This window comes from Streptomyces sp. NPDC050388 (genome assembly GCF_040655635.1).
GTDB lineage: Bacteria > Actinomycetota > Actinomycetes > Streptomycetales > Streptomycetaceae > Streptomyces.
Genome location: NZ_JBFAKH010000011.1, coordinates 1 through 21,913, shown reverse-complemented (window position 1 = coordinate 21,913; position 21,913 = coordinate 1). Strand labels below are relative to the sequence as shown.

General features: G+C 71.5%; 21 protein-coding genes. 14 read left to right on the top strand and 7 right to left on the bottom strand.

Annotated features, from left to right (window positions below; translation table 11 throughout):
* Positions 1-79 precede the first annotated feature (79 nt).
* Both AB0I73_RS08500 and AB0I73_RS08495 read right to left on the bottom strand, forming a co-directional pair.
* Entirely contained in the window at positions 80-1,474 is a 1,395-nt protein-coding gene (locus AB0I73_RS08500) for a metallopeptidase TldD-related protein (RefSeq protein ID WP_363035096.1), read from the bottom strand.
* Positions 1,471-2,994, bottom strand: coding sequence for a TldD/PmbA family protein (locus tag AB0I73_RS08495; RefSeq protein WP_363035094.1), 1,524 nt, complete (start codon positions 2,992-2,994; stop codon positions 1,471-1,473). The genes AB0I73_RS08500 and AB0I73_RS08495 overlap by 4 nt, the downstream gene beginning before the upstream one ends.
* 276 nt (positions 2,995-3,270) lie before the next feature.
* Here AB0I73_RS08495 and fabG point away from each other — a divergent pair, with 276 nt between their 5' ends.
* The 3 genes from fabG to AB0I73_RS08480 all read left to right on the top strand — a co-directional run bounded on the left by fabG (position 3,271) and on the right by AB0I73_RS08480 (position 5,327).
* A complete protein-coding gene (fabG, locus tag AB0I73_RS08490; RefSeq protein ID WP_279336790.1) occupies positions 3,271-3,975 on the top strand; it encodes a 3-oxoacyl-[acyl-carrier-protein] reductase in 705 nt (234 codons plus the stop codon).
* 5 nt (positions 3,976-3,980) lie between these two features.
* Positions 3,981-4,748 carry an enoyl-ACP reductase FabI gene (gene fabI / locus AB0I73_RS08485; RefSeq protein ID WP_109383218.1) on the top strand — a complete coding sequence of 256 codons (768 nt, stop codon included), beginning with the start codon at positions 3,981-3,983 and terminating at the stop codon, positions 4,746-4,748.
* A 204-nt stretch (positions 4,749-4,952) separates the two neighbouring features.
* Entirely contained in the window at positions 4,953-5,327 is a 375-nt protein-coding gene (locus AB0I73_RS08480; RefSeq protein WP_363035091.1) for a hypothetical protein, read from the top strand.
* Here AB0I73_RS08480 and AB0I73_RS08475 read toward each other — a convergent pair.
* Complete coding sequence (locus tag AB0I73_RS08475; RefSeq protein WP_363035089.1) at positions 5,305-5,997, bottom strand: FadR/GntR family transcriptional regulator; 693 nt, start codon at positions 5,995-5,997, stop codon at positions 5,305-5,307. The genes AB0I73_RS08480 and AB0I73_RS08475 overlap by 23 nt on opposite strands.
* A gap of 76 nt (positions 5,998-6,073) precedes the next feature.
* On the opposite strand from AB0I73_RS08475, the gene AB0I73_RS08470 reads away from it, so the two are divergent.
* From AB0I73_RS08470 to AB0I73_RS08455, 4 genes are all read left to right on the top strand, one after another.
* Positions 6,074-7,453, top strand: a complete 1,380-nt coding sequence (locus AB0I73_RS08470; protein WP_363035087.1) for a CynX/NimT family MFS transporter — start codon at positions 6,074-6,076, stop codon at positions 7,451-7,453.
* A 58-nt stretch (positions 7,454-7,511) separates the two neighbouring features.
* Positions 7,512-7,628, top strand: a complete 117-nt coding sequence (locus tag AB0I73_RS08465) for an SGM_5486 family transporter-associated protein (protein WP_272932931.1) — start codon at positions 7,512-7,514, stop codon at positions 7,626-7,628.
* A 176-nt stretch (positions 7,629-7,804) separates the two neighbouring features.
* Positions 7,805-8,011: a hypothetical protein gene (locus AB0I73_RS08460; protein WP_363035084.1), complete on the top strand. Its 207-nt coding sequence runs from the start codon at positions 7,805-7,807 to the stop codon at positions 8,009-8,011.
* A 64-nt stretch (positions 8,012-8,075) separates the two neighbouring features.
* Positions 8,076-8,594: a histidine phosphatase family protein gene (locus AB0I73_RS08455; RefSeq protein ID WP_109383213.1), complete on the top strand. Its 519-nt coding sequence runs from the start codon at positions 8,076-8,078 to the stop codon at positions 8,592-8,594.
* Positions 8,595-8,681: 87 nt separating this feature from the next.
* On the opposite strand, the gene serB is transcribed toward AB0I73_RS08455, so the two are convergent.
* Positions 8,682-9,890 (bottom strand): phosphoserine phosphatase SerB, encoded by a 1,209-nt coding sequence (gene serB, locus AB0I73_RS08450; protein ID WP_363035081.1) that lies wholly within the window; start codon positions 9,888-9,890, stop codon positions 8,682-8,684.
* Positions 9,891-10,009: 119 nt separating this feature from the next.
* A complete protein-coding gene (locus tag AB0I73_RS08445; RefSeq protein ID WP_363035079.1) occupies positions 10,010-11,995 on the bottom strand; it encodes a streptophobe family protein in 1,986 nt (661 codons plus the stop codon).
* A gap of 240 nt (positions 11,996-12,235) precedes the next feature.
* Between AB0I73_RS08445 and AB0I73_RS08440 the strand changes: the two genes are divergently transcribed.
* Positions 12,236-14,776, top strand: coding sequence for an FHA domain-containing protein (locus AB0I73_RS08440; RefSeq protein WP_363035077.1), 2,541 nt, complete (start codon positions 12,236-12,238; stop codon positions 14,774-14,776).
* Positions 14,777-14,906: 130 nt separating this feature from the next.
* Here AB0I73_RS08440 and AB0I73_RS08435 read toward each other — a convergent pair whose 3' ends face one another.
* Complete coding sequence (locus AB0I73_RS08435; RefSeq protein ID WP_363035075.1) at positions 14,907-15,623, bottom strand: transglycosylase SLT domain-containing protein; 717 nt, start codon at positions 15,621-15,623, stop codon at positions 14,907-14,909.
* Positions 15,624-16,096: 473 nt separating this feature from the next.
* Here AB0I73_RS08435 and AB0I73_RS08430 point away from each other — a divergent pair, with 473 nt between their 5' ends.
* The 3 genes from AB0I73_RS08430 to AB0I73_RS08420 all read left to right on the top strand — a co-directional run bounded on the left by AB0I73_RS08430 (position 16,097) and on the right by AB0I73_RS08420 (position 18,376).
* Positions 16,097-17,293 (top strand): GAF domain-containing sensor histidine kinase, encoded by a 1,197-nt coding sequence (locus AB0I73_RS08430; RefSeq protein ID WP_363035073.1) that lies wholly within the window; start codon positions 16,097-16,099, stop codon positions 17,291-17,293.
* A complete protein-coding gene (locus tag AB0I73_RS08425; RefSeq protein WP_363035071.1) occupies positions 17,286-17,927 on the top strand; it encodes a response regulator transcription factor in 642 nt (213 codons plus the stop codon). Before AB0I73_RS08430 ends, AB0I73_RS08425 begins: the two co-directional genes overlap by 8 nt.
* A gap of 203 nt (positions 17,928-18,130) precedes the next feature.
* Positions 18,131-18,376 carry a chaplin gene (locus AB0I73_RS08420; protein ID WP_109383206.1) on the top strand — a complete coding sequence of 82 codons (246 nt, stop codon included), beginning with the start codon at positions 18,131-18,133 and terminating at the stop codon, positions 18,374-18,376.
* A gap of 92 nt (positions 18,377-18,468) precedes the next feature.
* On the opposite strand, the gene AB0I73_RS08415 is transcribed toward AB0I73_RS08420, so the two are convergent.
* The gene (locus AB0I73_RS08415; RefSeq protein WP_363035068.1) at positions 18,469-19,257 is read right to left on the bottom strand and encodes a hypothetical protein; all 789 of its coding nucleotides are present in this window, start codon (positions 19,255-19,257) and stop codon (positions 18,469-18,471) included.
* A 152-nt stretch (positions 19,258-19,409) separates the two neighbouring features.
* Between AB0I73_RS08415 and AB0I73_RS08410 the strand changes: the two genes are divergently transcribed.
* From AB0I73_RS08410 to AB0I73_RS08400, 3 genes are all read left to right on the top strand, one after another.
* A complete protein-coding gene (locus AB0I73_RS08410) occupies positions 19,410-20,207 on the top strand; it encodes an ABC transporter ATP-binding protein (protein WP_363035066.1) in 798 nt (265 codons plus the stop codon).
* A 104-nt stretch (positions 20,208-20,311) separates the two neighbouring features.
* Positions 20,312-20,743 carry an NfeD family protein gene (locus AB0I73_RS08405; RefSeq protein ID WP_363035064.1) on the top strand — a complete coding sequence of 144 codons (432 nt, stop codon included), beginning with the start codon at positions 20,312-20,314 and terminating at the stop codon, positions 20,741-20,743.
* 148 nt (positions 20,744-20,891) lie between these two features.
* On the top strand, positions 20,892-21,839 hold the full coding sequence (locus AB0I73_RS08400) for an SPFH domain-containing protein (protein WP_109383202.1): 948 nt from the start codon (positions 20,892-20,894) through the stop codon (positions 21,837-21,839).
* The last annotated feature ends 74 nt before the right edge of the window (positions 21,840-21,913 follow it).

Genomic DNA, 21,913 nt, shown 5'->3' with positions numbered 1-21,913 from the left:
TTCTCGTGTCTCCTCGGTGATCTTCGGCTCGCCGGTGCTCGGCCGGTCGGGTGACCGCCGGTGGCGAACGTCTACGAGGTTATACGCCCTGGCTGACAGAACTCATATTGAAATCGGGGACGCGCAACGGCGGCATCGCGGCCCTGGTGAACCAGTCGCCCCACTCCCGGGGCAGCGTCCTCTCCGTACGCCCCGCCTCCGTGGCGCGACCCAGTACGTCCACCGGCGACTCGTTGAACCGGAAGTTGTTGACCTCCCCGACGACCTCGCCGTTCTCGACGAGGTAGACGCCGTCCCGGGTCAGACCGGTGAGCAGCAGCGTCGCCGGGTCCACCTCGCGGATGTACCACAGGCAGGTCAGCAGGAGCCCGCGCCCGGTGGCGGAGACCATCTCCTCCAGGGAGCGGTCCTCGCCCCCGTCGAGGATCAGGTTGTCGATCCCCGGTGCCACGGGCAGCCCGGTCAGGTCCGCGCCGTGCCGGCTGGTGGTCAGGCGCGTCAGCTCGCCCTCGCGGATCCACTCCGTGGCCGTCAGCGGCAGCCCGTTGTCGAACACCGACCGGTCGCCCCCGGAGGAGTGGGCGATCACGAAGGGCGCCGACTCCAGCCCCGGCTCGGCGGGGTCGCTGCGCAGGGTCAGCGGCAGCCCGGACAGCCGCTCGCCGATCCGGGTGCCGCCGCCCGGTTTGGAGAAGACCGTGCGGCCCTCGGCCGCGTCCCGGCCCGAGGCCGACCACAGCTGGTAGATCAGCAGGTCCGCGACGGCGGTCGGCGGCAGCAGCGTCTCGTACCGGCCCGCGGGCAGCTCGAACCGCCGCTCGGCCCAGCCCAGCCGCACGGCCAGCTCGGCGTCGAGCGCCGCGGGGTCGACGTCTTTGAAGTCCCGCGTGGCACGGCCCGCCCACGCCGAGCGCGTACGGTCCGGCGACTTGGCGTTCAGCTCCAGCGTCCCGCTCGGCTGATCGTGCCGCAGCCGCAGCCCCGTGGACGTACCGAGGTAGCTGGAGACCAGTTCGTGGTTGGCGAAGCCGTACAGTTCCCGGCCGCCCCCGCGCGCGCGTGCGAACGCCTCGCCGAGGGCCGGTGCGAAATCGGCGAACACGGTGGAGGAGGTCTCCGCGGGGGCCTCCCTGAACTCGGGAGACTCAGTCACGCCCGTCACCAGCGGCCGGGCGTCCTCGGCCGGTCCGGCGCCCCGCGCGGCGGCCTCGGCGGCCCGTACCAGGGGCTCCAGTTCGTCGACGGTCACCGCGGACCGGGACACGACGCCGGACGCCGTGCCCTCCCGGCCGTCCACCGTCGCGACGACGGTGAGCGTGCGCCCGCGCGTGACACCGTTCGTGGTGAGCGAGTTGCCCGCCCAGCGCAGGTTGGCGGTCGACTCCTCGTCGGCGATCACGACACAGCCGTCGGCCCGGGACAGCTCCAGAGCACGCTCGACGAGCTCGTGCGGCTTGGTGGTACGCGCGTTCATCGTCCCGCCTCCTGGGTGGTGTTGAGAATGCCGACCCCCTTGAAGAGGGCGGACGGGCAGCCGTGCGAGACCGCCGCGACCTGCCCCGGCTGGGCCTTGCCGCAGTTGAAGGCGCCCCCGAGGACGTACGTCTGCGGACCGCCGACCGCCGTCATGGAACCCCAGAAGTCGGTGGTCGTCGCCTGGTAGGCCACGTCCCGCACCTGCCCGGTGAGCCGCCCGTTCTCGATCCGGAAGAAGCGCTGCCCGGTGAACTGGAAGTTGTACCGCTGCATGTCGATGCTCCACGACCGGTCACCGACGACGTAGATGCCCCGGTCCACGCCCCCGATCAGATCCTCGGTGGACATCCCGGCGGGGTCGGGCCGCAGCGACACGTTGGCCATGCGCTGCACCGGGACATGCCCGGGGGAGTCCGCGAACGCGCACCCGTTGGACCGCTCGAACCCGGTCAGCCTCGCGATCCGCCGGTCCAGCTGGTAGCCGACCAGCGTGCCGTCCCTCACCAGGTCCCAGGACTGCGCCGCGACCCCCTCGTCGTCGTACCCCACCGTCGCGAGCCCGTGCTCGGCGGTGCGGTCACCGGTGACGTTCATCAGCTCCGAGCCGTACTTCAGCTTCCCCAGCTGGTCGAAGGTGGCGAACGAGGTGCCCGCGTAGGCCGCCTCGTAGCCGAGCGCCCGGTCCAGCTCGGTGGCGTGCCCGATGGACTCGTGGATGGTCAGCCACAAGTTGGACGGGTCGACGACCAGGTCGTACAGGCCCGGCTCCACGCTCGGCGCGCGCATCTTCTCGGCGAGCAGCTCGGGCATCCGCTCCAGCTCGTCGTCCCAGTCCCAGCCGGTGCCCCTCAGGTACTCCCAGCCACGGCCGACGGGCGGCGCGAGCGTCCGCATGGAGTCGAACTCACCGCTCGACTCGTCCACCGACACGGCCGTGAACACCGGGTGCAGCCGCACCCGCTGCTGGGTGGTCGTGGTCCCGGCCGTGTCGGCGTAGAACTTGTTCTCGTGCACGGTGAGCAGCGAGGCGTCCACATGGTCCACCTCGCGCGCCGCCAGCAGCCGCGCGCTCCACTCGCCCAGCAGCCCGGCCTTCTCCGCGTCGGGCACGGTGAACGGATCGACCTCGTACGAGGAGACCCACGTCCGGTCGGCGTGCACGGGCTCGTCGGCCAGCTCCACCCTCTCCGCCGACCCGGCCGCCCGGATCACCTGCGCCGACAGCTGCGCCATCGCCACGGCCTGCGAGGCGACCTTGGCGGCGGCGTCGAGGGTGAGGTCCACCCCGGACGCGAACCCCCACGTCCCGCCGTGCACCACGCGCACCGCGTACCCGAGGTCGGTGGTGTCCGACGACCCGGCCGGCTTGGCGTCCCGGAACCGCCAGGAGGCGCTGCGCACCCGCTCCAGACGGAAGTCCGCGTGCTCCGCCCCGAGCGCCCGAGCGCGGGCCAGCGCGGCATCGGCGAGGGCGCGCAGCGGCAGCGCCAGGAACGACTGATCGACTTCATGGGGCACGAGTGGGGATTCCCTTCGGGCGCTCGCCTGCTGACCGTCTGAGGCAGTGAACCACGCGCGGAGACCCCCGCGACGCATCAGAGTCGACAGCACGCTCTCAGGACGGCGGTCGGATCCGAGGGAGTCTGCGAGCTGCCGACTGTAGGGATCCAACAGTGGCGACCCGGTGTCACTGTCGGTGCCCGATTGCTCCGGGGGGCGGGTGGACCGATAGGTTTTCGGTGAAGGCGCCTGCCGCGCGCAGGGGCTCCAGACCGCTATCGAAAGGGTGATCCGTTGAGCCGCTCGGTTCTCGTCACCGGAGGTAACCGGGGGATCGGCCTCGCCATCGCCCGCGCGTTCGCCGATGCCGGTGACAAGGTCGCGATCACGTACCGCTCGGGCGAGCCCCCCACGGGCTTCCTCGCCGTCAAGTGCGACATCACCGACAGCGAGCAGGTGGAGCAGGCCTACAAGGAGATCGAGGAAGCGCACGGTCCCGTCGAGGTGCTGGTCGCCAACGCCGGCATCAACAAGGACCAGCTGCTGATGCGGATGTCGGAGGAGGACTTCACGTCCGTCGTCGACACCAACCTCACCGGCACCTTCCGTGTCGTCAAGCGCGCCAACCGGGGCATGCTGCGGGCCAAGAAGGGCCGCGTCGTGCTCATCTCGTCGGTCGTCGGGCTCCTCGGTTCCGCCGGGCAGGCGAACTACGCCGCCTCCAAGGCCGCGCTGGTCGGCTTCGCGCGTTCCCTCGCCCGTGAGCTGGGCTCGCGCAACATCACCTTCAACGTCGTCGCCCCCGGCTTCGTCGACACCGACATGACCAGGGAGCTCACCGAGGAGCAGCAGGCGAAGATCCTCGCGCAGGTACCGCTCGCCCGGTACGCGCGGTCGGAGGAGATCGCCGCGGCCGTGCGGTTCCTCGCCTCGGACGACGCCTCGTACATCACTGGAGCCGTCATTCCCGTTGACGGCGGACTGGGAATGGGTCACTGAACGACATGAGCGGAATTCTCGAGGGCAAGCGCGTCCTGATCACCGGTGTGCTGACGGAGTCCTCCATCGCCTTCCACACTGCCAAGCTGGCACAGGAGCAGGGCGCCGAGATCATCCTGACCGCGTTCCCGCGGCCCACCCTGACCGAGCGCATCGCCAAGAAGCTCCCCAAGCCCGCCAAGGTCATCGAGCTCGACGTGACCAACGAGGAGCACCTGGGCCGCCTCGCGGACGTCGTGGGCGAGGAGCTCGGCGGCCTCGACGGCGTCGTGCACTCCATCGGCTTCGCGCCGCAGGACGCGCTCGGCGGCAACTTCCTGAACACGCCGTTCGAGTCGGTCGCCACGGCCATGCACGTCTCGGCCTTCTCCCTGAAGTCGCTGACCATGGCCTGCCTGCCGCTGATGCAGAACGGCGGCTCCGTCGTCGGCCTCACCTTCGACGCGCAGTACGCCTGGCCGCAGTACGACTGGATGGGCCCGGCCAAGGCCGCCCTGGAGGCGACCAGCCGTTACATGGCCCGCGACCTGGGCAAGCAGAACGTCCGCTGCAACCTGATCTCGGCGGGCCCGCTCGGTTCCATGGCCGCCAAGTCCATCCCGGGCTTCAGCGAGCTGGCCTCCGTGTGGGACACCCGTGCCCCGCTGGAGTGGGACCTGAAGGACCCGGAGCCGGCCGGCCGCGGCGTCGTCGCCCTGCTGAGCGACTGGTTCCCGAAGACCACCGGCGAGATCGTCCACGTGGACGGCGGTCTGCACGCCATCGGCGCCTGAGCGCCGTCGGCCCGGCCCGAAGCGGTCGGTGAGGGCCCGCACCCGGGAAGGGTGCGGGCCCTCACCGCGTCACCTGTTCGGCTCAGCAGCGCGGGCGGTGCGCGGTGCCGGCGGGGCACTGTGGAGCGACAGGTCACCGGGAGCACGCGGACACCGCGTGCTCCCGCCTGATCTCCCTCCCAGTACGGCCGAGGAGGTCCCCCTGTGCGCTTTCACCGCCTGGCCTCAGTGACCTTCACCGTCGCCCTCGGCACCGCTCTCGTACCCGCCCTGGCGTACGAGGCGACGCCGCACGCGCGCGTGCGGTCGGCCGACGCCGGGTCCGGCGGCGCGGGGCCCGACGATCCGTTCGGAGCCGCCTGCCGGATCGGGGCCGACGGCTCCCGGGTGACCGCGTACTGCCACAACCCCTATCCGGACACCGACCACGTGAGCCTGCACATCGAGTGCCTCCGATGGTGGGACCTCGACAGTGACAGCGCCCCGGTGGCCGCCGCACCCGCACAGACCGTGCGGCTGACCGGCCGCTGCTGGAAGGAGGTCCGGGCCGCGTGGATCAGCCACCGGAAGGCGGACTGAACCGCCCCGGACGGCACGCCGGCGAGTGGGCGGCGGCCTCCTCGGCCGCCGTCGCCGCATCGCCCGCGCGGATCGCGTCCAGCAGCCGCGAGTGGTCCAGGTGGGTCTCCGGGGTCAGCTGACGGCCGACGTCGTCGCGCAGCCAGTCCCGCAGCACCTCGCTCAGGTCCGCGTACAGCGCGGTCAGCACGTCGTTGTGCGACGCCGCCACGACGGCCAGGTGGAACGTCGTGTCCGCCGACACGAACTGCTCTGCCGCACCCGACTCCCAGGCCTCCTCACGGCGCAGCAGCAGGATGTCGAGCTGTTTGAGGTCCTTCTCGGTGCGCCGCTCGGCGGCCAGCCGCGCCGCGGACGACTCCAGGGCGGAGCGCAGCTCCGCGACGTGCCCGCGGTCGGCGCCGGCGAAACGGCGCTGCATCACCCCGGCCAGCTCGCTCGTGGTGACGACATAGGTGCCCGAGCCCTGACGGATGTCGAGCAGTCCGTTGTGCGCCAGCGCGCGCACGGCCTCGCGGACTGTGTTGCGTGCCACCCCGAGCTGCTCGACCAGCTCCGGCTCGGTCGGAATGCGGGAGCCGACCGGCCACTCGCCCGAGGTGATCTGGGCGCGCAGAGCGGCGATGACCTGCTCGGACAGCGCAGAACGACGGGGGTGGCTCAGGGGCATGACACACCTCTGCACGGCACGGGTGCCGACACCGGACGGCAGTCTCGGCATGGACAGCCAATCATCCCATGATTCTATGATGTATCTCATGGCTGGTGAGGAAACCCGGACGCTCAAGTCCACGACCGTACGCACGGCGGCTCCGTCCGAACTCCGGGAGCCCGGGGGCACCGCCCCGCGCGCGTGGACGATCCGGCTGCTCGTCGTCGGCATCGTGCTGGCGGCGCTGAACCTCCGTCCCGCCATCACCAGCCTCGGCGCACTGCTCGAGGAGGTCCGGACCGACCTCGCCATGAGCGGCAGCGTGGCCGGGCTGCTCACCTCCGTGCCCCCGCTGTGCTTCGCCGTCTTCGGCGTCACCGCCCCGCGGCTGGCCCGCCGTTTCGGAGCGGGTGCGGTGGTGTGCGCCGGCATGGTCGCCATCGGCGCGGGCCTGCTGATACGCCCGTTCACGGGAGGCACGGCGGGCTTCCTGGCCGCCAGCGCCCTCGCGCTCATGGGCATCGCCGTCAGCAACGTCCTGATGCCGGTCATCGTCAAGCAGTGGTTCCCGGACCGGGTCGGCTCCATGACCGGCCTGTACTCCATGGCCCTCGCCCTGGGCACATCCGCGGCCGCCGCGGCGACCGTGCCGCTGACCGAGGCGCTGGGCGGGAACTGGCAGACGGGACTCGCCCTGTGGGCGGCGCTCGCCGCGGCCGCCGTACTGCCCTGGATCCCGTTCGTGAAAAGCGCGGGAAACGCGGGAAACGCGGGAAACGCTGGAATGTCGGGGAAGCGGGGCAGGCCGTCGGCCGAGCGGGCCCCCGCACCCGGACCGTCGTCCCCGGGCGCGGCGTCGACGTCGGCGGACGCGCCCGCGCCCGAGGTGCGCATCACCCGCAGCCGGACCGCCTGGGCGCTGGCCGTCTTCTTCGGGCTCCAGGCGACCGTCGCCTACATCACCATGGGCTGGATGCCGCAGATCTTCCGGGACGCGGGCGTGCCCGCGAGCACGGCCGGGCTGCTGCTCGCGTTCATCATGGTGATGGGCGTGCCGCTCGCCTTCGTCATCCCGCGCCTCGCCACGCGCCTGCCCCAGCAGGGCCCGATCGTGCTCGTGCTCGGTGTGAGCGGCCTGATCGGCTACGCCGGTCTGTACTTCGCACCGGCCGTCGGCGCCCTGGTCTGGGCGCTGCTGCTGGGCATCGCCAACTGTGCCTTCCCCCTCGCGCTCACCATGGTCGGGATGCGGGCCAGGTCCGGCGCGGGCGTGGCCAAGCTGTCGGCCTTCGCCCAGAGCACCGGCTATCTGATCTCCATCCCGGGCCCCCTCCTGGTGGGCGTGCTCTACCAGCACAGCGGCGGCTGGGGCCTGCCGCTCGCGCTCCTGGCCGGCCTGATGATCCCGCAGACGATCGCCGGAGTCCTGGCGGGCCGTGACCACACGGTGGAGGACGAGGCGGCGGCCCGCTGAGCCCGCTGCGCCTGACCCCGGGGCGCGCCGCAGCGCCGGCGGGTGCGAGACTTGTCCCATGCCAGTCCTCGACCCGAACCCGCAGAACGGCCAGAAGAAGCTGCTGCTCGTCTTCGGAGCGTTCTTCGCCATCTTCATCGTCATCGGTGTGATCGCGAGCATCCTCGCGCCGTGACACCCCCGGCGCCGCCCCTGTCCGGGGGCCGTGGTGGTGCTGGCCCCCCTGTCCCCTAGGGGGCCAGGATCAGGGTCAAGTGGGTGGGTCACCGGATGGGTTGAGGGCCGAGGAGTACATACCTTCGAGATGTGGCCGCGAGACGCGGCACGAAACACTCGAAGAGCGGAGACCCCATGTCGGCGCGCACCCACACCCGGCCCCACCCGGTCCTCCGGGGCGGCGTCGACAGCCGACTGCCGTGGTGGGCCCTCGTCCTGCCCGCGCTCGCCTTCGTCACGCTGCTCGCGCTGGTCCTGAACCCCGCCGACGCGCACGCGGCGACCACCGAGCCCGGAATCACCCACCTCCTCGAGCGTGCTCAGCAGCTCATAACCCGCTGAGCACCCCGGGAACGGCCGTCAACTACCCGCGCCCCGTGGCCTGTTTCATGCGAAGCTGGGGCACATGAGCGTCGCAGAACCCCGCAGGATTGTCCTTTTCCGGCATGCGAAGGCCGACTGGCCACCGGTGACCGACCATGAGCGCCCGCTCGCCGAGCGCGGCAGGACGGACGCCGCAGTCGCCGGACGCAAGCTCGCCGACTCCGCCATCGCGTTCGATCTGGCCCTCTGCTCCACCTCGACCAGGACCCGGGAAACGTGGAAAATCGCGGTGCACGAGTTCCCACAGCGCCCGAAGACGGTCTACGAGGAGCGGATCTACGAGGCCTCGCCCGGTGAACTGATCACCCTGCTGAACGAAACCCCCGACGACGCGCAGAACGTGCTTCTGGTCGGCCACAACCCCGGCATCCAGGGAGCGGCCGAGATCCTCTCCGGGGCGGCCGAGGGGGACGCGGGTGAGCGGATGAGCCGTCGTGGCTATCCCGCCGCAGCCTTCGCCGTGCTGTCCTTCACCGGCTCCTGGAAGTCCCTCGAGCCCGGGGTCGCCACCCTGCTCGACTACTGGGCACCCAGCGAGTGACCCACGCGCCATGACAGCGGGGCCCGGCACCGGTCCGGTGCCGGGCCCCGCACCGCCCTGCACGGACACCGCGGGTCCGCGCGTGGTTCAGTCCCGGTCGAGGATGTCCGCCGCCTCGACCTCTTCGCGCGTAATGCCCAACAGGTACAGGACCGTGTCCAGGAAGGGGAAGTTCACCGCGGTGTGGGCCGCCTGGCGCACCACCGGCTTGGCGTTGAACGCGACGCCGAGGCCCGCCGAGTTGAGCATGTCCAGGTCGTTCGCGCCGTCGCCGATCGCCACGGTCTGCGACAGCGGGACCCCCGCCTCGGCCGCGAACCGGCGCAGCAGCCGCGCCTTGCCCGGCCGGTCCACGATCTCGCCCGTGACCCGGCCGGTCAACTTTCCGTCGACGATCTCCAGGGTGTTGGCGTGGGCGAAGTCCAGCGCCAGCCGCTCCTTCAGATCGTCCGTGACCTGGGTGAACCCCCCGGAGACCACGCCCACCTGATAGCCGAGCCGCTTCAGCGTGCGGACCAGGGTGCGGGCACCCGGTGTCAGCCGCACCTCGCTGCGCACCTTGTCCACCACGGAGGCGTCCAGCCCCGCCAGCAGCTGCACACGCGCGTGCAGCGACTCCTCGAAGTCCAGTTCCCCGCGCATCGCCGCCTCGGTCACCTCGGCGACCTTGTCCTCGCAGCCGGCATGGGCGGCGAAGAGTTCGATCACCTCGTCCTGGATGAGGGTGGAGTCCACATCCATGACGACCAGGCGCTGGGCCCGGCGGTGCAGACCGGCCGCGACGACGGCGACATCGACCCCGAGCTTCGACGCGTCGGTCACCAGGGCGGTGCGCAGCGGTTCCGTCTCCACGCCGGACACCGCGAACTCCACCGCGGTCACCGGATACTTGGCGAGTCGGAAGACACGGTCGATGTTGGCGCCGGTCTTCGTGATCCGCGCGGCGATCGCCGCCGCCGTCCCGGCGGTGAGGGGGTGGCCCAGCACGGTGACCAGGGAACGGCCGAGCCCGCGCGGGCGGTTGTCGCCGATGCCGGAGATGATCTCCGCCTGCATCTTCATCGACTCGGCCCAGTTGTGGACGGTTGCCCGCAGGCTGCCCTCCAGGCTCTGCGCCGGCTGGGTCACGAGCACACACAGCACGATTCGGCCACGGGTGACGACCTGCTCGATGTCGACCACGTCGACGGAGTAGGCGGCGAGGGTGTCGAGGAGACCGGCGGTGATACCGGGTCGGTCCTTGCCGAAGATCTTGACAAGGAGTGTGGGAACGTCCGAGGTCTGCGATGCGTTCATGGTGTTCTTACCGTATCGGGCACGCAGTGCCCTGCGCGCCCGAGGTCCGTCTGGCGGACAGCGAACTCTCGGCGTCGCCGAGGTGTCTCGGACCTTACGCGCCTCGGCCGCCGTCCGCCTCACCGGCCGCCGGGACGACGTGGGGCCGGGGGAGGGGGCGGCGGAGGCGGAGGAGGTCCTTCGTCCGGCCACAGTGGCGGGCGCTGCCCCGTGGACGGCCCGCCAGCACGCCCGGACCGCCCGCCCCCGGGCCGCCCGCGCGGGACCCTTCCCGGTGGCGGCGGCTCGACGGGGCGGATCACGGTCGGAGCGCCGGAGATGTCGCCGTCGTCCGGCACGCCGTCGCCCCCGGGAGGCTCGTTCGGGGGCCGGCCGGGCGGCCGCATGTCACCGAGTGCCGCCGACGGACCGGGCGGCCGGGCGTCATCGGGCTCCGGCGGGGGAGCGTGCCCCGACCGCGCGCCGGGCCGCCGCCCCGCACCACCCGGCCGGGCCTCCGGCCGCCCCCGCAACTCCTCGGGCACCACCAGATACGGATTCGTCCCCGGATTCGGTGGCCGGTACGGCACCCCCGGCGCATACGGCCCGGCCCCCGCCCCGGCAGGTCGGGGCCCGGTCCCCGTACCGTCCCCCGGTCCAGCGGCACCCCCGGCGTACCCCGGGCTCCCGGTGCCTTCCACCGCCCCGCCCCCGGCCGCGACCCGCGCCCGCGGCGCCACCCGTCGCCCCGCGGCCCCGCTCGCCCATGCCAGCAGCGCCCCCGCCGCGCCCGCGCCCGCACCCCAGACGGCGCCCAGGAGCAGTGCCGCGGCGAGGTGACCGCGCAGCTCGACGCCCGCACCGAACGCGTCGAAACCGAGCACGGACAGCGAGACGTCCGCCGACACCTCCGTCAGCCACACCAGCAGCGGCAGGGCCGACGCCGTCGCGACCGCCAACCGCAGCGCGCACCGCCCGGCGAAACCCGCGGCGCCCCCATCCCGTACATCACCGGCACCCCCTGCCGTCCCCAGCGGTGTCCGCGCCGCCACCAGCACACCGGCCGACAGCATGGTCATCGCGGCCGCCACCCCCAGCAGCCACACCCGCCCGTCGAGCCCGGCCAGCCGGGCCAGGGTGACCGACTGGCCGGAGTCCACCCGCAGCAGGTCGTCCAAGGGGTGCGGCAGGACGCCGAGCAGCGCCCCCGTCGCCCGCCCCTCCCACGGCACGAACAGTCCGACCGGTATGCCGAGCCACACCCCGTTCGGCGCTCCCAGCAGGGCCGCTCCCGCGATCCGCCGGGGATGGTCGTCGCCGATCGCCGCGTACCCCGCCGCCGCGTACCCCGCCGCCACCGCCACCAGGCCCACCACGACGAGAGCGGACACCGCGGGCCGTACGACGCGGTGCAGGACGTCCCAGCCGCGCGGCAGCGGAGTGCGCCTGGACGCCAGCAACGCGACGACCAGGACGCCGACCGACCAGCCCAGACCGCCGAGCAGCGTCGGCACGGTGTCGACGCTGAACCCGACCACGGCCTTCACGTCGACGAGACCACCGACCCGCTCCGGCAGCAGACCCCCGACATCACCCAGCCCCGGGATCTCGATCCCGCCCCCGCCGGCGCCCGGCAACCCGTCCAGGCCCAGCGCGTCCCCGTCGACGGTGACGACGCCGTGGCCCGCCCACACCAGGCCACCCGCCGTCCCCACGAAGAGCGCCACGACCGCGCCGGCGCGTGCGGCGAGTTCGGCCGGGGACAGAACGTCGCCCGCAGCCCGCAGCGACCGCAGGAAGACGGACGACAGCAGCAGCGCGCCCACCAGGCTCACCCCCAGCGGCGCGACCCCGACGGCCGTGCTCGCCTCCGCGCCCGACAAGCCGAACGCCGACACCTCGACGGACGGCGTGACCGAGCCGCCGGCCGCCGACGCCACCACCGCGGCCGTCATCGGCCCCAGCGAACCCGCCGAGTCCGCGTCCAGCAGACGCAGCCCGAGCGTCGCCGTCCCCGCCATCCCGATCAGCGCCCAGCTCACCGCGGCGACCGCGGACATCACGACATCCACCCACGGCACGCGCGTGCCGTGTCCCGCGGTACCGACGCCCGTGGCAGCGCTCATGGCAGACCCCCCGACCCGCGGCGCGGCACACGGTGGCCGCGCATGCCCCCTCGGGTGGATTACCACTCTCCGGCCCGGTTTCAACCCCGTCAACGGGAGCACGGAAGCGTCCGAGAGCCCCCTTCCGACGGCCCGACTTCCGGTCCGGCGGCCGAGCCTGAAATAGTTCCCCCCGATGTTCGACATCCCTAGACTCCCTGCGACGGGGGGAATTCGGGGGACAACTCAGTGGGGCATGGAGTGCCGGAACTCGTACTGGAATCAAACGGACGGACCTGGACGCTCGATCCGTCCAGGTCGTACACCCTGGGACGCGATCCGCAGGGGGACGTCGTGGTGGACGACGCCAGGGTGTCCTGGCGACACGCCACGATCAGCTTCAACGGCCGCAGTTGGGTCGTCGAGGACCACGGCAGCACCAACGGCACGTTCGTGCAGGGGCAGCGGATCCAGCATCTGGAGGTCGGCTCCGGTACGGCGCTGAACCTGGGCAACGCGACCGACGGGCCGCGGGTGACCCTGTCCGGCACCGCGGCCCGGGCCGCGGTGCCGCAGCAGCAACCGCAGCAGCCATACGCGGCACAGGGGGTGCAGGGGGCGGTCCCGGGCTGGGTCCAGCAGGGGCAGCAGCAGATGCATCAGCAGCAGTCCGCGCAGGCCGGCTGGCAGCAGCAGCCGGTGCCGCCGCAGCAGTCCGCGCCGTACGTCCCGCAGCAGCAGGGCCCCGGTGGCGCGGCGGGGGCGCCGCCGGTGTACGGCGACCGCAGTCCGACCACGTTCCACCAGTTCTCGTTCGGCCGCGTGATGCGTATCGGCCGTGCTCTGGAGAACGACCTGGTCGTCTCCGACCTGCAGGTCTCCCGCAACCACGCCGAGTTCCACTCGACGCCCGACGGCCGCATGGAGATCCGCGACCTGGGCTCGCACAACGGCACCTACGTCAACGGTGTGCCGATCGCCAAGGGCGGCACGCAGCTGCTCGGCCCGACCGACATCGTGGGCGTCGGCCACTCGACGTTCCGGATCGTCGGCGACCGGCTCGAGGAGTTCGTCGACACCGGTGAGGTGTCCTTCTCGGCCCGCCACCTCACCGTCACGGTCGACGGCGGCAAGCAGATCCTCAAGGACGTCTCCTTCGGCGTCCCGGAGAAGTCGCTGATCGCGGTCATCGGCCCGTCCGGCTCCGGCAAGTCCACCCTGCTCAAGGCGCTCACCGGGTACCGGCCCGCCGACCAGGGCGAGGTCCTCTACGACAACCGGAACCTCTACAAGCAGTTCGCCGAACTGCGCCAGCGCATCGGTCTGGTCCCGCAGGACGACATCCTGCACAAGGAACTGACCGTCAAGAAGGCCCTCGGGTACGCGGCCAAACTCCGCTTCCCGGCCGACACCACGGCCGCCGAGCGCGACGCCCGCATCGACGAGGTGCTGCGCGAGCTGAAGCTGGACATCCACAAGGACAAGAAGGTCACGTCGCTCTCCGGCGGCCAGCGCAAGCGGGTCTCGGTGGCGCTGGAACTGCTCACCAAGCCGTCGCTGATCTTCCTCGACGAGCCGACGTCGGGCCTCGACCCGGGCATGGACCGCGACGTCATGCAGTTGCTGCGCGGGCTCGCCGACGACGGGCGCACCGTCCTCGTCGTCACCCACTCGGTGGCCGAGCTGGCGATCTGCGACAAGCTCCTGGTGATGGCGCCCGGAGGCTCGGTCGCCTACTTCGGTCCGCCCGAGGAGGCGCTGAACTTCTTCGGCTACGACACCTGGGCCGACGTCTTCTCCGCCTTCGAGAACTACCGCGACTACGACTGGGCGGGCCGCTGGAAGGGCTCGCAGCACTACCAGATGTACGCGGCGGACATCGACGCGGTCGCGCCGCAGTCCGTACAGGTCCCGGCGATGCAGGCGATGAAGCCGCCGAAGCCGCAGAGCTGGATGTCGCAGTTCACCACACTGGTGCGCCGCTACATCTCGGTGATCGTCTCCGACAAGGGGTTCCTCGCCCTGACGGTGATCCTGCCGGCCGTCCTCGGCGCGGTCAGCCTGCTCATCGACGCCGACAAGGGGCTGCTGCCGAACCCGCCCCATCCGCAGACCGGCCGGATCATCCCGAACGGCACGGCGACCACGGTCCTGCTGATCCTCGCGGTCGGCGCCTGCTTCGCCGGCGCCGCGAACTCCGTACGTGAGCTGATCAAGGAACGGGTCATCTACGAGCGGGAACGCGCGACCGGACTGTCCCGCTCGGCGTATCTGATGTCCAAGGTGTTCGTGCTCGGCATGATCACCGTGCTGCAGGGCCTGATGGTCGGCGTCATCGGCTTCTCCAGCCGGGAGCTCCCCGAGGAGGGACTGGTCCTCGGCGGCTTCACACTGCTGGAGCTGTCCATCCCGATCATGGCGCTCGGCTTCACCTCGATGATGTTCGGCCTGATCATCTCCTCGCTGGTGAAGACCGCCGAGAAGACCATGCCGCTGCTGGTGATGTTCGCGATCGTCCAGGTCGTCTTCACCGGCTGTCTGTTCGCGCTGCACGGCTCGATCGGCGTCAACCAGTTCTCGTTCCTGATGCCGTCGCGCTGGGCGGTCGCCGCCTCCGGCGCCACGCTGGACTTCAACAAGATCAGCCCGCCGGAGACCGCGGGCGACCCCGACCCGCTGTGGGAGCACACGGCGGGGGCCTGGTTCATGGACATGGGCGCGCTCATCGCCCTCGGCGTGATCTGCGGCTTCTTCGTGGCCCGCTTCCTGCGCCGCCACGAGCCCGAGGTCATGCGCAAGTAACGCGAGTGACGCAAGGAGTCGGCGTGGCCGTTCGCGCGCCGTACGCCCGAAGGGCGGCACCCCGTCAGGAGGGTGCCGCCCTTCGGCGTATCCGGGCGCGTCAGGCCGCGTGAAGAGGTCCGCGCCGACCTCAGTACGCGCTGTTGACGTTGTCCATGGAGCCGTACCGGTCGGCCGCGTAGTTGCAGGCGGCGGTGATGTTCGAGACCGGGTGGTAGATGTCCTTCGGCGTGCCCGGGACGTGGTACGCCTCGAACGTCGGCGGGATCACCTGCAGCAGTCCCTTGGACGGGATGCCGTTCTTGGCGTTGATGTCCCAGAGGTTGATGGCCATCGGGTTGCCGGAGGACTCCCGGATGATGTTGCGGTGGATGCCCTCGTACGAACCCGGGATCCCGTGCTTCTTCATGATGTCCAGGGACTCGCGGATCCAGCCGTCCAGGTTGTTGCCGTAGGTCTTGGGGGCGGCCTTGTCGGCCTCGGCCCGCTGCGCGGAGCGGTCGGCGGCCTGCTCGGTCTCGCGCTCCTTCGCGGCCTGCTCCTTCGCGGCCTGCTTCTCGGCGGCGGCGTCGGCCGCGGCCTGCTGCTTCGCCGCGATCTGCTCGGTCTTCACACCGGAGACGGCGAGCTGGTCGGTGACGGTGCCCTTGACGTCCTTGATCGGCTCGGTGCTGTAGGCGACCTGCGCGGTGGGAACTGCCTCGCTCGTGACGGTCGTCGACGCCTGGCTCGGCGTGGCCGAGAGAGCGATGGCGGCGGCCCCGAGGGCGGCGACACCGGCGGCGGCGATCTTGTGGTGGCGGTTCAGAGCACGAATGTGACCTCGGGCGAGGAAGTTCTTCGACATGGGTGATGGACCTCTTCGAATAGCGCGGAGGTCGCTCAACGTCCGGTGGGGACAGGGGTTTCTCCGGCACGAACGCCGCGGGCGGAACCCACGGCGCTGAGCGACGGGAGCAATTCTTAGCGGTCGCAAAATGACTAGGCAAAGGTGTGACGTACGAAGTCGGGTAGTGGATCAGGGGAGGTCAAAACGGGGCATAGGGGGCTATCTGCGCCGATCACATGCCCGCTATGGTCCTCCTATTCACCTTCGTACGTGATGTGGGCCCTATGCCCGGCCTCACACCGGGCGACCGTCACCCTCACCCGGAGTTGCTGGTGCAAGGCTCTGTGTGAGGGGCGTGGCGAGCCCTGGACCGGCCTGCGGAGAACCCGGGCCCGCCCCCAGGGAGACCTGAGGTCCTAGGACCTCAGGTCCGGGTCGTCGCCGCCACCGGTCGGATCCGCGGTGCCGGTGCCCGCCGGTACCGTGAGGACATGAGCCACGGCCCCCGGTCCGGCCTCGCCGCGGTGAGCACCGCGTTGCTGGCCATGAGCAGGCACCTCGAGGTGCGTGACGTCCTCAAGACGATCGTCGCCTCGGCCCGCGAGCTGCTCGACGCGGAGTACGCCGCGCTCGGCGTCCCCGACGACCACGGCGGCTTCGCCCAGTTCGTGGTCGACGGCGTCAGCGACGACCAGTGGAAGGCCATAGGCCCCCTCCCGCGCCAGCACGGCATCCTCGCCGCGATGCTCCGCGAGGACGGACCCCAGCGCCTCGCCGACGTACGCAGGGACCCCCGCTTCGAGGGCTGGCCCAGTGCCCACCCCGAGCTGGTCGACTTCCTGGGCCTGCCCATCCGCGACGGCGACGAGGTCATCGGCGCCCTGTTCCTGGCCAACAAAAGGGCCCCGGCGGGGGGAAGCCCCGAAGACCCCCAAGACCCCTTCGGTCCCTCGTGCCCCGCACCCGAGGGCGCCTGCGGGTTCACCCAGGACGACGAGGACGTGCTGGGCATCCTGGCCCAGCACGCGGCGATCGCCCTCACCAACGCCCGGCTCTACGAGCGCAGCCGCGAACTGACCATCGCCGAGGAACGCTCCCGCCTCGCCCACGAACTGCACGACGCCGTCAGCCAGAAGCTGTTCTCCCTGCGCCTCACCGCCCAGGCGGCCGCCCGCCTCGTGGACCGCGACCCGGCCCGGGCCAAGGGAGAGCTCCAGCAGGTGGCCGCCCTGGCGGCCGAGGCCGCCGACGAACTGCGCGCCGCGGTCGTCGAGCTGCGCCCCGCGGCCCTCGACGAGGACGGCCTCGTCCCCACCCTCCGTACCCAGATCCAGGTCCTCGACCGTGCCCACAGCGCGCGCGTGACCTTCGCCGGACACGGTGCGCGCGCCCTGCCCGCCGCACAGGAGGAGGCCGTGCTGCGCGTCGCCCAGGAGGCGCTGCACAACGCCCTGCGGCACTCGGGGGCGGACCGTGTCGACGTCACCCTGGGCCGACGCGGAAGCGGCGCCGTTCTGCGGGTCACCGACGACGGCAAGGGGTTCGACCCGCAGATCATCCGCAGTGCCGGACGGCATCTCGGCCTGGTCTCCATGCGCGACCGGGCGAGCGGGGTCGGCGGCAGCCTGACCGTGGAATCGGCGCCCGGCAAGGGCACCACGATCGAGATGGAGGTTCCCGGTGGCTGACGCGATCAGGGTGCTGCTCGTCGACGACCATCAGGTGGTCCGCCGAGGGCTGCGCACCTTTCTGGAGGTGCAGGACGACATCGAGGTCGTCGGCGAGGCGGCGGACGGCGCCGCAGGAGTCGCCCTCGCCGGGGAGCTGCGGCCCGACGTGATCCTGATGGACGTCAGGATGCCGGGCATGGACGGCGTGGAGGCCCTGCGCCGGCTCCGCGAACTGGACCACCCCGCGCGCGTGCTGATCGTCACCAGCTTCACCGAGCAGCGCACCGTGGTCCCGGCCCTGCGCGCGGGCGCCGCCGGATACGTGTACAAGGACATCGACCCCGACGCGCTCGCCGGAGCCATTCGCTCGGTGCACGCCGGACACGTCCTCCTCCAGGCCGAGGTCGCCGGCGCTCTGCTGGCCCAGGAGGAGACCCACTCCGGCCAGGGCCGGGCCGGTTCGCTCACGGAGCGGGAGCGCGAGGTGCTCGGCCTCATAGCGGACGGCCGCTCCAACCGGGAGATCGCCCGCGCCCTGGTCCTCTCCGAGAAGACCGTGAAGACGCATGTCTCGAACATCCTGATGAAGCTCGACCTGGCGGACCGCACCCAGGCCGCCCTGTGGGCGGTGCGCCACGGCCTGAGCGGCTGAGCACCGAACACCTGAGTACCCGAGCGGTGAGCCGGGGGAGGCCGACCCGTGACGTGCCGGGCCGGGCGGATGGTTCCCCTCCGGTGCGAGATTCATACCGTAGTGGGAATGTCCCCCGGATGGCGCATCCTTCTTCGGCCTCCCGCCGTTCTCCCGTGCGTACCGCGGCGCCTGCCGCGGTGACCGCGAGGAGGGCTCGGAAAGTGAAGAACCTGAAGAAGGCAGCGGCCGTGACGATGGTGGCCGGCGGTCTGCTCGCCGCCGGCACGGGCATGGCCTCCGCCACCGACGGCGCGCACGCCGGCGGCAAGGCCGTGGGCTCCCCGGGCGTCGTCTCGGGCAACGTCATCCAGGTCCCGGTCGACGTCCCGGTCAACGTGTCCGGCAACAGCGTCAACGTGATCGGCCTGCTGAACCCCGCCTTCGGCAACGTGGCCGTCAACGGCTGACGCCTGTCACCCCACCGGTGACGCTCCCGGCCTCCCGGCCCCACCCGGGAGGCCGCTCGGTCCGCCCACGCCGATCACGCAGGGGCCGGGGCTCACCGGGCCCCCCGCTCCCGTTCCTCCACGACGGAGTTGTACGCCGCGACCTGCGCCCGCCGGGCCGTCCGCTCCACCGGCCGCAGGGCCTCCCCGCGCGCCGCCATCTCCGACGCGCTCACCGCGCCCCCGTGCCCGTTCGCACCGGCCAGCGAGACCAGCGTCCCCACCCGCCGGGCCAGCTCCAGCACCCGTACCGCTCGCGGCGGATATCCCGGCGCCAGCACCTCACGGCCCGACTCCGCCCGGGCCCGGTACGCTTCGATCGCCGCTTCGGCCACCGGACCCGAGCCGGCCACGTCCAGCCGCGTCAGCACCTCGGTCGCCTCCCTGAGCGCCTCCGCCAGTTCCCGCTCCGCCTCGCCGAGCGAGGGCACGTCGGCGGGCGGCGCCTCCCGCACCGCCAGGCAGTGCCAGACGACCTCCACATGCACATCACCCGCGGGCCCGGCCTCCCGCACCTGCGGCACCAGCCCGAAGGCGGCCCCGTGACCGACCACCGCCTCCCCGGCCTCCAGCGCCCGCGCGTTGAACTCCGGCGGCCCGCTCAGCCCCAGTGGATGCCCCGGCATGGGCAGCGCGACCCGCAGCCCGGTCACCCCGAGCGTCCGCAGGCGCCCCAGCGCCAGCGTGAGACCCACCGGCGCGGACTCACCCGGCACCCCCTCCACCCGGTGCACCGCGTCCTCGCCGACGATGGCGAGCACGGCGTCATCCGGAGAGACAAGACCGGCAATAAGGGCATTTCCCCAGGAGGCGAGACGTCCTGAACGTGGTTCCGAGAGCATGCCTCCACCCTAAGGACAGGACCGAGGGGATGTCCGGGCCGACCGGTGGCGTAGATTTCATGGAGGGCCGCGCCCACGGGCGCGGCGGACCGACCACAGGCGTACGACAGAGCCGAGAACCCGGCCACACTGCAAGGGGAGACAACGCGCTCATGAGCGATGTTCTGGAGCTTCAGGACGTATCCGTGGTCCGCGAGGGCCGGGCTCTGGTGGACCAGGTCTCCTGGTCGGTGAAGGAGGGCGAGCGCTGGGTCATCCTCGGTCCCAACGGCGCCGGGAAGACCACCCTGCTGAATATCGCCTCCAGTTACCTGTTCCCGAGCAAGGGCACCGCCACCATCCTCGGCGAGACCCTCGGCACCCCCGGCACCGACGTCTTCGAACTGCGCCCGCGCATCGGCATCGCCGGGAACGGCATGGCCGACAAGCTCCCCAAGAACCAGACGGTCCTGCAGACCGTGCTGACCGCCGCCTACGGGATGACCGCCGGCTGGCAGGAGGAGTACGAGGACATCGACGAACAGCGCGCCCGCGCCTTCCTCGACCGCCTCGGCATGTCCGAATTCGTCGACCGCAGGTTCGGCACCCTCTCCGAGGGCGAGCGCAAGCGCACCCTCATCGCCCGCGCGCTGATGACCGACCCCGAACTGCTGCTCCTCGACGAGCCCGCCGCCGGCCTCGACCTGGGCGGCCGCGAGGACCTCGTGCGCCGCCTCGGCCGCCTCGCCCGCGACCCGATCGCCCCCTCCATGGTCATGGTCACGCACCACGTCGAGGAGATCGCCCCCGGCTTCACCCACGTCCTGATGATCCGCCAGGGCCAGATCCTGGCCGCCGGTCCGCTGGAGCTCGAACTCACCTCCCGCAACCTCTCCCTCTGCTTCGGCCTCCCGCTCGTCGTGGAGCAGGTCGGCGACCGCTGGACCGCGCAGGGCCTCCCGATGGCCTGAATCCGGCCGGGAGGTTCCGTCCACTCAGAAACCGGGCCCGGAAGGCCCTTTCGAATGTCCCGGCGCCCTGTCGGTGACCGGGTGCACGGTCCTACCATGCCCCTGTGGACATCGATGCATGGCTGTGGTGGCTGATCGGCGCGGCGGTACTCGGCATCGCGCTGGTGATCACCGCGATGCCCGAACTCGGCATGCTCGCGGTGGGCGCCGTCGCCGCGGCGGTGGTCTCCGGAATCTTCGGCGGCGGCGCCGTGGTCCAGGTCGTGGTCTTCACCGTCGTCTCGACCGCTCTCATCGCCGTCGTACGCCCCATCGCGAACAGGCAGCGCGCACAACGCCCCCACCTCGCCAGCGGCGTCGACGCCCTGAAGGGCAGACAGGCCGTCGTGCTGGAACGGGTCGACGGCTCCGGCGGCCGGATCAAGCTGGCCGGCGAGATCTGGTCGGCACGTTCCCTCGACGCCGCCCGCTCTTACGAAGTGGGCCAGGAAGTGGACGTCGTGGAGATCGAGGGAGCCACGGCGATCGTCATGTGATCCCGCACCACTGGCTCGCACAGGACAACAACTGGGCCGAACGGCCACCGAGTTGCACGACGGTCTGTCAGACTCGACCAGCAAGATCCGTAACAGGCATAGGATCTGACGAAGGCGCCGAGGCGAAGAAGGGTTCGGGAAACCGACGATGCAACCGATCATCATCGTCCTGATCATCCTGGTGGTGTTGGTCTTCATCGCCCTGATCAAGACGATCCAAGTCATCCCGCAGGCCAGCGCCGCCATCGTCGAGCGCTTCGGCCGCTACACCCGCACACTCAACGCGGGCCTCAACATCGTCGTCCCGTTCATAGACACCATCCGCAACCGGATCGACCTGCGCGAACAGGTCGTCCCGTTCCCGCCGCAGCCGGTGATCACCCAGGACAACCTGGTCGTCAACATCGACACCGTCATCTACTACCAGGTGACCGACGCACGGGCCGCGACCTACGAGGTCGCCAGCTACATCCAGGCGATCGAGCAGCTCACCGTCACCACCCTGCGCAACATCATCGGTGGCATGGACCTCGAGCGCACCCTGACCTCCCGCGAGGAGATCAACGCGGCCCTGCGCGGCGTCCTCGACGAGGCCACCGGCAAGTGGGGCATCCGCGTCAACCGCGTCGAGCTCAAGGCGATCGAGCCGCCCACCTCCATCCAGGACTCGATGGAGAAGCAGATGCGCGCCGACCGCGACAAGCGCGCCGCGATCCTCCAGGCCGAAGGTGTCCGGCAGTCCGAGATCCTGCGCGCCGAGGGCGAGAAGCAGTCCCAGATCCTGCGCGCCGAGGGCGAGGCCAAGGCCGCCGCCCTCCGGGCCGAGGGCGAGGCCCAGGCCGTCCGTACGGTCTTCGAGGCGATCCACGCGGGCGACCCCGACCAGAAGCTGCTCTCCTACCAGTACCTCCAGATGCTCCCGAAGATCGCGGAAGGCGACGCCAACAAGCTCTGGATCGTCCCCAGCGAGATCGGCGACGCCCTCAAGGGGCTCTCCGGGGCCATGGGCAACTTCGGAGGCCTGGGCGGCGGTTCGGGCGGCAACGGCGCCTCCGGCGGCGCCACGGAGCGCCGCGAGAAGCCCTCCATCGACTGACGGCCACCGCGCATGGAGCAGGTCCCCGCGCCCCCGCCCGGGCGGCGGGGCCCGCGGCCAGCGGAGCGGCCCCC